10 protein-coding genes are annotated in these 13,122 nt (G+C 54.6%); 4 read left to right on the top strand and 6 right to left on the bottom strand.

Annotation, left to right across the window (positions count from 1 at the left end; genetic code table 11):
* Nucleotides 1-130: 130 nt before the first annotated feature.
* Nucleotides 131-1,465, bottom strand: a complete 1,335-nt coding sequence (locus RHH53_RS04725) for an HlyD family efflux transporter periplasmic adaptor subunit (RefSeq protein ID WP_310744163.1) — start codon at nt 1,463-1,465, stop codon at nt 131-133.
* 297 nt (nt 1,466-1,762) lie between these two features.
* Between RHH53_RS04725 and RHH53_RS04720 the strand changes: the two genes are divergently transcribed.
* On the top strand, nt 1,763-2,137 hold the full coding sequence (locus tag RHH53_RS04720; protein WP_206201274.1) for an FHA domain-containing protein: 375 nt from the start codon (nt 1,763-1,765) through the stop codon (nt 2,135-2,137).
* Between the two features lie 74 nt (nt 2,138-2,211).
* Nucleotides 2,212-2,754 carry a biotin transporter BioY gene (locus RHH53_RS04715; RefSeq protein ID WP_302677817.1) on the top strand — a complete coding sequence of 181 codons (543 nt, stop codon included), beginning with the start codon at nt 2,212-2,214 and terminating at the stop codon, nt 2,752-2,754.
* A gap of 10 nt (nt 2,755-2,764) precedes the next feature.
* On the opposite strand, the gene cobN is transcribed toward RHH53_RS04715, so the two are convergent.
* Nucleotides 2,765-6,442, bottom strand: a complete 3,678-nt coding sequence (gene cobN, locus RHH53_RS04710) for a cobaltochelatase subunit CobN (protein WP_310437872.1) — start codon at nt 6,440-6,442, stop codon at nt 2,765-2,767.
* 158 nt (nt 6,443-6,600) lie between these two features.
* Between cobN and RHH53_RS04705 the strand changes: the two genes are divergently transcribed.
* Complete coding sequence (locus tag RHH53_RS04705; RefSeq protein WP_206201272.1) at nt 6,601-8,793, top strand: ATP-binding protein; 2,193 nt, start codon at nt 6,601-6,603, stop codon at nt 8,791-8,793.
* Here RHH53_RS04705 and coaE read toward each other — a convergent pair.
* The 3 genes from coaE to RHH53_RS04690 form a co-directional block, all read right to left on the bottom strand.
* Nucleotides 8,764-9,375 (bottom strand): dephospho-CoA kinase, encoded by a 612-nt coding sequence (gene coaE, locus RHH53_RS04700; protein ID WP_206201271.1) that lies wholly within the window; start codon nt 9,373-9,375, stop codon nt 8,764-8,766. The two genes, RHH53_RS04705 and coaE, sit on opposite strands and share 30 nt — an antisense overlap.
* Nucleotides 9,368-9,931, bottom strand: coding sequence for an FxLYD domain-containing protein (locus tag RHH53_RS04695; RefSeq protein ID WP_206201270.1), 564 nt, complete (start codon nt 9,929-9,931; stop codon nt 9,368-9,370). Before RHH53_RS04695 ends, coaE begins: the two co-directional genes overlap by 8 nt.
* Before the next feature lie 99 nt (nt 9,932-10,030).
* A complete protein-coding gene (locus RHH53_RS04690; protein ID WP_206201269.1) occupies nt 10,031-10,954 on the bottom strand; it encodes a DUF928 domain-containing protein in 924 nt (307 codons plus the stop codon).
* A gap of 156 nt (nt 10,955-11,110) precedes the next feature.
* On the opposite strand from RHH53_RS04690, the gene RHH53_RS04685 reads away from it, so the two are divergent.
* On the top strand, nt 11,111-11,848 hold the full coding sequence (locus RHH53_RS04685; RefSeq protein ID WP_315862918.1) for a 7-carboxy-7-deazaguanine synthase QueE: 738 nt from the start codon (nt 11,111-11,113) through the stop codon (nt 11,846-11,848).
* Between the two features lie 13 nt (nt 11,849-11,861).
* Here the strand turns inward: RHH53_RS04685 and RHH53_RS04680 are convergent, their stop codons facing one another.
* Nucleotides 11,862-13,046 (bottom strand): hypothetical protein, encoded by a 1,185-nt coding sequence (locus RHH53_RS04680; RefSeq protein ID WP_206201267.1) that lies wholly within the window; start codon nt 13,044-13,046, stop codon nt 11,862-11,864.
* Nucleotides 13,047-13,122 lie beyond the last annotated feature (76 nt).

Genomic DNA, 13,122 nt, shown 5'->3' with positions numbered 1-13,122 from the left:
AGATTTAATCTTATCTATGAATGGCACCAGACCTTCCAGGGCTAAGTGCAAAGTTGCATCAATATCTCTTATCGCCCAGATAAAAGGCAACTATGAAGGATTGAGCATTGTTTAGGATAGCTATAAACGCTTAGGGGGAAATTTGAAAGGTCACCCGTGCGGTGTAGCCCACATAACAGAAATTGCCTTCACCCCAGTCTTGATCAGCGTCTAATTCAACGCGCACTTGGCTTTGACGCGGATAGTTCTCGGGAATCGGGATCACCTGATCGTCGCCGGGGTTGAGGCGACCCAAGCCAGAGCGAATGTTGGTGACTGTGCCCCAAACCACCTTGCCTTTGCTGCCATAGAGTTCAATTTTGGCCTTGGTACCGGGGTGGATTAGCCGCAGGGACTGTTCCTCTACAAACACATCAATCCAGCGCCGTTGACAATCCAATAACTGCAAAATTTGATCCCCTTTGCCGAGAAACATCCCCGGACGGGCATCCACCCGCCAGACATAGCCGGCAATGGGAGCCGTTACCTTCACCACCTTGCGCTGAGCAACCTCCTGCCAGGCTTGGGCAACCTGTCGCTGTTGAGCCGCAATTTCCCGTTTCAGCCCTTGGACGATCGCCTGCTGTTCGCTAATCTGAATTTTTAGCTCCTGAAGCCGCAGGCGGGGGTCATAGTTGCTGCGAGTGTTGCGCAGGGTCAGTCCCAATTCAGCGGCACGGGCATCGGCCTTGAGCGCCTCTACCCTATCAGCGGCAGCCTCCACTTCCCGTTGGCGAGCAGCCACTTGCGCTTGGCTTTGCTGCAATTCCGTTAGAGCCGCATCTGCTTGGGCTTGGGGTACCGCTCCCTGCTGTGCCAATCGACTAAAGCGGCCGTAGTTAATTTTTGCCAATCGATAGCGTGCCTTGGCATCGGCCAGATTCGCTTTAGCAGCCCCTAGTTCCGCTTGGGCAGCCGCCACTTGGCGATTGGTTTGTTTTACCTCAAGCAGCTGTTGATGGCGTTCATCCCCTTGGGCAGAGGCGAGGAGTCCCTGCAACTGAGCCAGTTTTGCCTGAGCGGCTTCTAGTTCACCCTGCCGCCGTTCCAGCCATTTTTCAACTTCCTTGAGGTTGCCTTGGCTAAGGTAGGCATTTTCTAGCACGGCTAGGGGCGTCTCCTCCGCTGGCTTGATAAATTGCCCCACCTTTGCCCTCAGTTGCTGGAGGGTTCCTTCCTCCGGAGCCCGCACATTGACAATGACGCCATTAATGACCGCATCACGACTGCGCACGGTTGTTAAATGGCGGTAGAGAAACAAGCCTGCAAAGGCAAGGATGCCACACCCGGCTGCGAACACTAACAAATTGGCAAGGAGCGATCGCCGTAGCTTCAGTTGCTGAGTCGGTACAACCTGATTTTTAATCTCCGTCAAAGGGGAGACTTGGCTTAAACTAGATGCAGAATCTGAAGCTGGCTTTTTCATAGAAAACTCACAACAAGTCAATTAAAGTGAATAAAATCGCCCAGCTATTTTGCATAATTGACAGGTAAAAGCTTTGTGCTAAAAACGCCTCATGTTTCCCTCACAATTGAACCTTAAAGAGTCTTGAATATTTTTTTACTAGCTTCATCTAAACATACTCACTAACCTTTTGTTATCCGTACAACTACTGAAGCTGACAGACATCCAATCTTGGATTACCACAGGTTTTCAGAGCCTTAGCCCGCCCCAAAAGTATGGATAGAGTACGTATGATAAAAGTATCCGTGGCAGACCCCTATGACCCACCTTCCAGACGTTGACAAACAAGCATGGCTAATTGTGCGCTCCCAAGGTACGGTGGTCGGCAAGTATCACCTCGCAGGAAAGGCGTTCTGGAAAATTGGCCGCGCCAGCGACTGTGACATTATTATTCACGACCCCTATATTTCCCGACATCAGGCAACCATTGAACTACGCCCTCGGGGCAATGCTCTGGTGTACCTGATCCGTGACAACAATAGTCGCAATGGCACATTAATTAACGGTACACCCCTGTCGGAGGAGCGAGTCTTATACCATGGAGACCTTATTATGATGGGGGATACGGATCTCGCGTTTCACTATACAAGTCCGACCCCGTCTGTCCCGCCTAATGTGTTGCAGTGCTCTTGAGAACCAACCTGTCACCCCTCGATGAATTTTTGTGGGCCATTTTAGGCCTCCTGCTGACAGTGGCTGGAACCTTCATGGAGGCGGCGATCGCCCTCCCCAACCTCCTCAATGAGGAAGGGCAATTTGTTTTGCCCAGTTCATGGGCCGCCGTTCCCGTGTATGGGTTACCCGTCTCCTATCAAGTTGCGGCGGTTCTTCTAGTGGGCTGCATGGGGGGACGGCAAGCCGCCGCCCTCTCTCAGGTGGCTTATCTGATTCTGGGTCTCAGCGGGTTTCAGGTGTTTTCCCAAGGGGGAGGTCTGGACTACTGGCGTGAACCGACATTCGGTTACCTCTTGGGTTTTGTGCCGGGGGCTTGGGTCTGTGGTTGGCTGGCTTTTCGCCCCCAAAAGCGAGTGAGTTTAGAATGGCTTGCTTTGAGTGGCCTAGGGGGACTGGTGCTCATTCATGTCTGCGGTGCCCTCTACCTCAGTGGTCTGGCTCTTGCAGGGCAGTTGAGTCAACCCTTGGTGGAGCTACTAGAGCAGTATTCGCTTTTTGCCTTGCCAGGGCAGTTGGTGATTGTCTGCTTGGTGGCAGCGATCGCGCGGGTATTGCGCTTGATTTTGCTGTATTAAAGCTAAACCATTAAAATTTGCCTTCAATTAAACCTTCGGCCTCTAGGGCGATCGCTCGCAGGCGGTCTAGGATCTGCGGATCCGGTGCTTGCCACAGTTGACGCTGGGCAGCTTCGAGGAGTCGCTCCGCCATGTCCCGCAGTGCCCAAGGATTATGCTGCGCCACAAAGGCTTGCATTTCGCTATCAAGCAAATAGGTCTGAGTAATGCCTGTAAACACATAATCGGGCACACAGCGAGCCGTAGCGGCATAGCCAAAGAGATAATCCACTGTGGCGGCCATTTCAAAGGCACCTTTGTAGCCATGGCGCTTGATGCCGGCTAGCCATTTGGGATTAATGACGCGGGAGCGATAGACTCGCAGCAGTTCCTCTTGGAGGGTGCGAATTTTTGGCTGCTCTGGCCGTGAGTGATCGCCAAAGTAAACCGTGGGCTGCTGCCCCGATCGCGATCGCACGGCAACGGTCAAGCCCCCCTGAAACTGGTAATAATCATCGGAGTCCAATAGATCATGCTCGCGGTTGTCTTGGTTTTGCAGCACCACTTGCAATTGACTCAGCCGCTGCTCTAGGGCTTCCGCTGCATTGTGGCTGTGGGCTTCGCCGGTGTAGGCATAGCTACTCCAGTGAATATAGGCGCGGGCAAGATCGTCATCCCCCTGCCAGTTTTGGGCTTCGATCAGTCCTTGGAGTCCCGCCCCATAGGCACCGGGCTTGGAACCAAAGATGCGAAAGCGTGCCCGTTCCTGAGCTTGATTCAGGGAGAGACCCTGCTGTTGCCAATAGGCCGTTTCTTTGGCCACTTGGGCTGCCAAGGGATTTTGATCCGCGGGTTCATCCAACTGGCTCACCCGCTGCACCGCTTCATCAAAAAGAGCAATCAGGTTGGGAAAGGCATCGCGGAAAAAGCCAGAAATCCGCAGCATGACATCCACACGCGGTCGTCCCAACAGCGACAGGGGAATCACCTCCAAATCCACCACCCGCCGCGAGGCGCCCTCCCAGACAGGACGAACCCCCAACAGGGCAAGGGCTTGGGCAATATCGTCGCCCCCGGTGCGCATGGTTGCGGTGCCCCATACCGAAAGACCTAGGGTACGGGGAAATTCTCCCTGCTCTTGACAATAGCGTTCGATGAGGGCTGCCGCCGATCGCTCCGCCAATGCCCAAGCAGCTTCCGTCGGTACCGCTCGCAAATCCACTGCATAGAAATTCCGTCCGGTGGGTAGGACATCCGGACGACCACGACTGGGGGCACCGGCAGCGCCACTGGGAACATAGCCGCCATTGAGGCCATGGAGAAAGTGGTCAATTTCTTGGCGGGTCTGTTGCAGGGCAGGGTAGAGCACCGTACGAATCCAATCCAGTACCTGCTGAGTTGCACGGCCACAGGGGAGATCAGGGGTGCCCTTCAGTAAGTCCTCCACCAGTTTTGCCGCGGTTTCCTCGAGGGCATGCTGCCACTCACCAACGGAACGGTATCTAGGTACAGGACTTGGATCGGTTGGGTTAGCGGTCAGGGGATCTAAATCAACCCCTTGATCCTTTGCTAAGGCACGAGTGAGACCCATGTGCTGGCCACTGGGACTGCGGGCGATCGCCACCATCAGATCTCGCAACTGCCGTCCCTGAGGGCATTGGCCAAGAATATGCAGGCCATCGCGAATCTGGGCATCCCGCAGATCACAGAGGTAGCCATCGGTGCGCGCTAGCCACGCCGTCCAGGTTTCCTCAGGATTGGGGGCACCAATTTCTTGATCGAGATCGAGTTCTTTGACGAGGGCTTCAATCTGCTGCCGCAGCACACTCAAACGGGGGCGATCGAACTGCTCAGCGGCGTAGTATTCCTCAATGTAGTGGCTGAGGGTCTCTAGACCACCGTACAGCTCAGCACGGGTGAGGGGGGGAGTCAGATGATCCAAAATCACTGCTTGAGCACGGCGTTTGGCTTGGGCACCTTCACCGGGATCGTTGACAATGAAGGGGTAAAAGTGGGGGACAGGGCCAAGGGCAATTTCGGGAAAACAGGTGTCACTGAGGGCAATGCCTTTGCCAGGGAGCCATTCTAGATTGCCGTGCTTGCCGACATGGACAATCGCATCCACCCCAAAAACATGGCGCAGCCAAAAGTAAAAGGCGAGATACGCTGGGGTGGGTTCCAAATCGGGGGCATGGTAATTCAAACTGGGGTCGCGATCGTAGCCCCGACTGGGTTGGACACCGACAAAAATGTTGCCCCAACAGTCACCAGCAATGGGGAGGTCTGTGGTGGGCGACGGCCAGCGTTCGTTAATGGCCGCCTGTACTGCCCTTGGTAGGTTCTGAAAATAGTGCTGGTAGGCCTCAAGGGGAAGGGTGTAGCGGGGCTGCCGCCAGTGATTGCCTTCGGGGTCGTTGGTGCGGTAGCGGCTGAGGTGGTGGATCAGGGCATCGCCATCCTTGGGCAACGGGTCAGTACCAAGATCATAGCCAGCCTGCTGCAATGCCTTCAGGAGTGCTACCGTACTGTTGGGGGTGTCGAGACCGACGCCATTGGCAAGACGACCATCGCGGCAGGGATAGTTGGCTAAAATCAGGGCAATGCGGCGCTCATGGGGGGCTTTGTGGCGCAGTTTCAGCCAGTTGGCTGCCAGATCACTGACCCAGTGCAGGCGATCGCCCGCCGGGGCATAGGTGGTCACGGTGGTTTCCACATCTGTTTGAATTTGCGACACCGCCTTAAAGGACACCGCACGGGTAATGATGCGGCCATCCACCTCCGGCAGGACGACGTGCATGGCAAGGTCGCGGGGCGTCAGTCCTTGGGGATGGTGTTGCCAAGTCTCGTGGGTGTTGCTGCTGAGAATGACCTGTAGCACGGGGACATCCAATTGCTGCCAAAAGTTGACCTCCTTGGGCTTGGCGATCGCGAACCCCGTCGTATTGAGAATCAATTCCACCTTGCCCCGCCATGCCGCCAGCAGTTCCCGTTGAATGTCTAGATCTTGCAGCGAGGAGACAAACAGGGGGACAGGTGCCAATTGCCGCTGCAGCAAGGCCTGAGCGAGGGCATCCATCACCGCCGTATTGCCCGCTAAGTAATGGGCACGGTAAAAGAGAATCCCCACCTGCGGCCAGTCGCTGGCTATCTGCCCCGCAATCGGATAGCTGCCCCAGCGGGGAATCCTTTGGGGGGGTGGGGGGGGCTGACCCCAACCGCAACCGTAGTGGCCAATGAACTCTAGGGCACGCTGAATATTTTCCTGTCCGCCCTCGCGGAAGTATTGCCAGAGGCGATCAACTTGGGCCAGCGGCCAACTGGAGAGGCTCATGAGTTCTAAGTCGGGGCGATCGTCCCCCGGCAATAAGATCAACTGCCCACCGCGATCGCTGACCATTTGCTGCGCCACCTCTAGGCCATAGCTCCAATAGCCCCGTCCCCCCAAAAGGCGAATCACGACCACGTCGGCCTTGGCTAGGACGCGATCGCCATAGTCATCAATGGCTGCTGCTGCTTGTAAATGCAGTAAATTCGCCAAGCGTAGAGGGGGAAAGTTCTCGGGTAGCTGCTTGTAGGCTTGAGCCAGCAGGGCAATATCCGTATCCGCTGCCGTTAAAATAATAACGGGAGCACTGCTTTGCTGTAGAAATGCAACATCGCTGTTATCTGTGGCAACAGTCAGATCATTTAATGTAAGAATTCGATGCATGCGTTGACAACAATCATTAAAGAAACTGGTGGGTTTTCCCCCCTGTCCCCCTTGAGCCGCTACAACAGAAATTAATGGGAAAAGCCTCTAGCGATCGCAACCCGCATGGCAATGCCACTTTCTGTGATGAACCGATCAAGGATTGAACTTCAAAAACTATGCGCCAGCCCGTCTTTGATCGAATTTTACCAGCATTTTTCTACGAGCGAATCGCCACAGTCCTGCTCGCAGAAGCTAGCCATCGCGGCGCAACTGTCCTTACCCGTGAAGAGGTGATAGCGTCTGCCGATGCCCCTTTTCTCGTCGTCGTGGCAGAGACCTTTGCGCTGCTGTTGCAGGCAGAAACCGTACCGCAGATGAGTGCCTATCGGGTGAAAATCCTCACTGAGCCGGTGGCGATCGCTCGCTTTCTGCGCAAAATTCGCAGCCAGACACCCCTAGGCCAGCGTTCCCTGATCCGCTCAGTTTTGCAGCAGTTGATTCCCTTGACCGCCAAAGACCAAACGTTGCCCGCCGACTTGGCCCTTTCGCTGATGAATGTGCTCAGCGAAGACATGGCTCAGCAGTGTCAAAATTGTGCCCCCCTTGTCACTGCTGCCTTGAGCGAACGACAGGCCAAAGAGCGCCTGCTGCATCAGGTCACCACCCAAATTCGCCAAAGTCTGGAGCTACCAGAACTGTTGAAGATGGCAGTGGATCGGATTCGCGAATTTTTAGGTGCCGATCGGCTACTGGTGGGACAGTTTTACAATTCTACTGGTCAATTGCAGGGGCAAATTGCCTACGAATCTTGCCGCCATGGCGGAATTCCGTCGGTTCTTGGGCTCTGGGATGACTGCTGGCAGTGGTCTGCCCTACCCAGCAGTAGCTATCAGCGTCTCAGTCGTGGCCAAACCATCACAGTCAGTGACATTGACGAATTTTATCAAGAGGTTCCCTGCCTACAGGCCTTTGCCGTCCGCTGGCAGATCAAGGCCTGGCTAATTGTGCCAATCATTGTTCAAGAAAAACTTTGGGGAGTGCTCATTGCCCACCAGTGCGATCGCCCCCGCCAATGGCAACCCCAAGAAGTTGAGTTTTTGACCCATTTGAGTCAACACCTGAGTATTGCCATTTACCAAGCGCAACTCTACAGCGAGCTGCAACAGCAAAAGGCTACCCTTGAACAGCGCGTGAATGAACGCACCCAAGCCCTGCGGGAAGCCCTGAGTGCCATGGAAGCCGCCCATCGGATTAAGAATGACTTTTTGGCCACCATGAGTCATGAGTTGCGCACGCCCCTCACCTGTGTGATTGGGGTTTCGGCCACCCTCTTGCGCTGGCCCCTCGGTCCGCTAACGGAAAAACAGCGGGAGTATTTGGAAATTATCCATGAGAGTGGCACGCACCTGCTGGAGTTAATTAACAGCATTCTTGATCTCTCCCAAGCGGAATTGGGGCGATCGCGGCTGCATTACAGTGCCTTTTCGATTCGACAACTCTGTACCGACTGCCTCGAAGTGGTCAAATCCCAAGCCCAGCGCCATCAAATTCACTTGCAGCATCAACTGATGATCCCGCCAAGTCGCGATCGCTTTTGGGGAGACTACCGCCGCATCCAGCAAATTCTCATTAACCTGCTCAGTAATGCCATTAAGTTCACGCCTGCGATGGGGGAAGTGATTCTGCGGGCATGGTGGAAAGAGGATGAACTGATTTTCCAAGTGCAGGACAATGGCATCGGCATCCCTGCGCACCTGCAACCCTTGCTCTTTCAGAAGTTTCAGCAGTTGGATAGCTCCTTTGGCCGTGCCTATACCGGCGCTGGTCTCGGCTTAGCCCTCACCAAGCAATGGGTGGATCTGCACAATGGCTGGATTGAAGTTGAGTCCACTGAAGGCAAAGGCAGCACCTTCACCGTTGGCTTACCTGCAACCTCTACGGACACCCTCTTGGAGCCGACCAAAGTCAAATTGGATGTGCCGCCCCTCGCCACAACGGATGTACTGGTCGAACCGGAGGGGCGAATTGTGCTTGTGAGTGAAGAGGAAGCCACAGCCACCCTCATCTGCTCGATTTTAACCACAGCGGGTTACCAAGTGATTTGGCTCGTCGATGGTGAAGTGGAACGGTTGCTAGCCCTGACGCCCATTGCCGTTCTTTTGGCAGAACCCTTTAGCTCTGGGGATTTGCAGGAGCTTGTAGATCAATTGCGACAACGCTGTACCCCTGAGCAACTGAAGATTTTTATTTTGGGATCAGAGCGCCCTTATCGGGGGGCCGATCGCCACATTTCTCTGCCCATTCATCCAGAAAGTTTTCTGCAACAGGTAACGATGGGGCTAACTTCCCTTGCGATCCCTGCCCAGTAGGGAAAAGGCTTGATCCACTTGACGGTAGAGTTCTTGAAGACCACTTGTATTCCAAAGAACGGTGTCTGCTCGTCGAATTTTCTCTTCTAGGGGAAGTTGACTGGCTAGGCGCAGGGCGGCGGCACTTTCAGAGAGACCATCCCGCTGCTGAAGGCGAGCTAACTGCTGTGCAGGTGTGGTGGCAACGACCCAAATCTGATCCACTAACCCTTCGAGGTGGGCTTCGAACAATAGGGGAATCACGAGGGTCAGCAGGGGCTGATCACATGCTTGAATGGCTTGCTGCATCTGGGCAATAACCCAAGGGTGAATTTGCGCTTCTAGCCAGTGGCGCTCTTGGGGTTGGGCAAAGACAATTTCCCCTAAACGGGAGCGATCGAGGCTGCCATCATCACGGCAAATCTCAACACCATAGCGATCGAGAATCGCTTGATAAATGGGCGTTCCGACGGCAACCGCCTGCCGCGCTAACTGGTCGGCATCGACAATAGGCACACCATACTGCTGCTGCAAATAGGCAGCCACCACCGATTTACCGCAGGCAATTCCCCCCGTGATACCGAGGCGAAGCGGTCTAGACACCCCCTTGGAGCCGCACCGCTGGCTGCATTAAGCGCACCCGTGCCCCAATATCCGCTGGCACAGTGGGGAGCATTTGTTGATAGGTCACTGTCTGACCGGGACCGACAGTTGCCGGTTCTGGCGTCGCTGCACCCGTTTGTAGAATTTGGCCATTAGGCCCCACGACCTCATAGTTAACGGATTGAATCGTTACCGGTTGGCGGTTATTGTTCGTCACGGTACCGGTCACCACTGAAGAGCCTGGTAACTTCAGTACAGGTTGAAGCTGCGGCTGCCCCACACGGATATTGCGTAGGAGCTGTTGTTCCAGCACTTTGGGATCGACTTCTTGGGGCGTCTCTGATGGTGTTGGCGTAGAAGCGGCTGCCGTTGCGCCAGAAAGGTTGAGCAAATGATTCCAGTAGCGTTGATTGCGTCCCCACTCATAGGGAGAGTTGCCAATAATCACAATGTCGCCCGCAGCCCGCTGTGCCAAGGCAGGGAGGGGGGCGATCGCTCCAAGAAGCACAATACTGGTTAGCCAAAGGGGAAATGGCGATCGAGTTATCTTTAGCATGGCGCACGCTCCTGTCAATGCAGCCTACTCTCCATCCTACTGCAACTTGATGTGGGGTTTGGGGTCAGCCAACCGCCCTCAATATCGGCACAGGGGCAGCTATCGCAACAGCGGCATATTAACAATTTGGGGATCAATACCGGCACTCTTGAGCACATCTTGCCACTGCTGTTTGATGGCAGCGTCATTGGGATTGCTTTGCTGCAACTCCACAAGGGTTGCCAAGGTATCGTTCCAGAGTTGACTGGTGGCCAAAAGGGGCAGGCGATCAGCCGGAGGCATGGTGGTAATTACCTGGGCAAGGTTGCTGTCCAGCTCAGCCCGCTCAATCCAGCCCGTCACAAAGGGATTGGCATCGGGTTCATTGGACTTACAGGTGAGGGAGAAGATCCACTGGTATTTTTGCCCCGGTTGTAGCTTCGCCTTACTGGCATCCACTGTCACAGGTAAAATGCCGGCTTTACCATTCAGGGGCACTTGTTGGGTGAGGAGCAGATCGCCAGCTTCTGAGAGCAGCATCAGTTCCGCCGATTTGGCCGTGCTTTGGGGAACAAAGAAAAAGAGACTGGGATTGGCCGCAGCGGTCATCCCCAAGTTGTTATCGGGCACAAGAGCAACAATTTTTGTCAGAGAGCCTTGGGTACATTCCCCAAAGCGGGTGGCGCCTGCGATCCGTTGCCCTGGCATGCCGCGATTTGAGGGTACAAAGGTGAGACGATTACTCGATTGGGCAGCGTAGCGATCGCGAGCAATATAGGCCTCGACATTACTAATCGCTGTGAGGGCATAGCGGTTACCGGGGCGCAGACTGAGGGCACGGCGGAAATTCACCAAGGCGGATGGATAGTCGCGTTTGGCGGTGAGTTGATACCCCCGCTGCATGTAGCGATCGAACTCACTGGCTTCGCTAGGGGAAGTTTGGCCAACAGCAGGTAACGATGGCAAAATAACTGGCAGGGCACCCATCCCCATTGCCAAGGTACCGACAAGCAGCCACGAAAGGCCAAAACGGTGGGTAGACATAGCACTTACCTACTGAACATGCTAACTATCTTTAAGGTACTATCGGAAAGAAAACCCGATTGTGATCAGGCTTGCACATCCCCTGTGATTTCCGTAAAAGAGCAGCAAACGAGCAATCATTCCTCCCTTGCGCCGATCACGCTTCCCTTGGTGGAGATGTTCTCAGCGATTCAAGGGGAAGGCGCTAATGTGGGGTGTCGGCAAATTTTTATTCGCTTGGCGGGTTGTGATCTCCGCTGCACCTATTGTGACAGTGCCCACACATGGTTTGTTCCCGCCCATGCCCTAATTGAAGCACAAGCGGGCGATCGCTACTTTCAAACCGTACCCAATCCCGTCACTGCCGCCCATATTCTCGAAGCCGTACAGCAGCTCAATACTCCCCCCATCCACGACAGTATTAGTCTCACCGGCGGCGAACCGCTGCTCCATGCTGCAACACTGGCACTATTTTTGCCCCTCCTCAAAGCCCATAGCTCCCTGCCCCTCTACCTTGAAACTGGCGGACACCATCCAGAAGCACTGGAGCAAATTCTTCCCTATCTCGATAGTGTCGGCATGGACATTAAGCTCCCCAGCGTCAGTGGTGAGTGCCATTGGTCAGCCCATGAAGCCTTTTTGCGCCTGTGCGATCGCGCCCCTGTCGAGGTCTTTTGCAAAGTGATTATTTCCCAAACAACGGATCCTGCTGATTTAGACCGCCTCGCTACCCTTGTGGCCAGCGTCAATCCCCATATCCCGGTCTTTCTCCAACCTGTAACGCCCGTAGGTACCGGTCGCTGTACCCCCCCACCCACCCCGGAACAACTCCTCAGGTGGCAAGCGCAATTGAAGGCACAGCTGACCCAAGTGCGCGTCGTCCCCCAAACCCATAAATATCTCGGCCAGCGCTAGGGGTATTTTTTAATTACTTTTTAATCAAAATGTACGCACGGACATAATTGGGGATGCGACGGGCAGCCGCTTGGTAGGTAGCACGGTCTGGAAAAATTCCCGCTAGAAAGTCCAACTGATAGAGATTGGGCATAAAGGCTCCCCCCGTATCGGCAATCACGCCGAGGCGCAGTTTAGGCTGACCGCCTTGGGTATCTTCAACCACAATGACTCGCCCAAGACCGATATTCCAGACATCCCCCGCAAAGGTCACCTCAGGTTGGGTATTGATTTTGTTTTCAATGGTGCTGCCATAGCCCTTAAGGAAAGGGACTTCACGAAAATACCAGTAGCGTCGCTGCTCGTAGGGATCAACCCCCTTGACGAAGGGAATATCATTATTGCGATCCACATTGAAAAAGGCTTCAGTGCCATCGGTAAATTGCACCAGAATCGTCCCCTGCATCAGGGCATCCTCAAGCCCTCTCCTCGTCAAGTAGGCCAAAGGCTTCACCCGTCCATAGAGGGAGCCACCCGGTTCAAAAATCCCTTCCAGTACCTGTTGCTTTGTCAGTTGCTTATAAAATAAGTCCTCGGGTTGATCGGGAACACGGGGCGGCAGAGCATAAAGCGCCGTATTGTACGTCTCTGTGCGGGTGCGTGATCCGCGATGGGTAAATACCGCATAGTTGGTGAGGCGCAATTCCTTAGTTTGATGCGGATTGCGGGGGTTGTGGGGCAGCCATTGAATGACGCGAAAGTGCCGATTAATAAATGCGGGGTCTTGCAAACGAATTGGGCGCTTGCGACTAATATCCTCCGTGAGCGTCGCAATCATAAAGTCTAGGGTGTCGAGGACTTGGGGCAGCGTCACCCCCTGAATCGCCAGAATGCCCTCCCGCTGGGTAATCGGGTCTGTTTCCCTAAAGTCTTGAAAATACTGGCGAGTGCTACGCAACACTTGCAGCAGCTTCATCGGGGCGGTGCTAATGCGGTGGGCGGGCAGGGGGCGATCGCGAAACAGGTTCCGCCCATCCACTTGAAACTGGGGCTGGCCAAACTCATCCAGCACGGTGTACAGGGGAGATACAGCCACAGGGGACGTTGTAACCGTTGCAGATGCTTCTACTGGTGCTGAGGGAACCGTTGCCGCTTGACAGCCCACTGCCAAAAACATCAGACTCAGACAACTTGCCGCACTCAGCCAATAGAAACGCATAAGCAGACCTTGAACATGTTTAGCCTGCACTCCCTAATCCTCGCATCGCAGGTGGGGGTTAAGGCGCGGCAATGTA

The organism is Thermosynechococcus sp. PKX82, assembly GCF_031583255.1.
Taxonomy (GTDB): Bacteria; Cyanobacteriota; Cyanobacteriia; order Thermosynechococcales; family Thermosynechococcaceae; genus Thermosynechococcus.
This window is presented reverse-complemented; position numbering and strand designations above follow the sequence as displayed.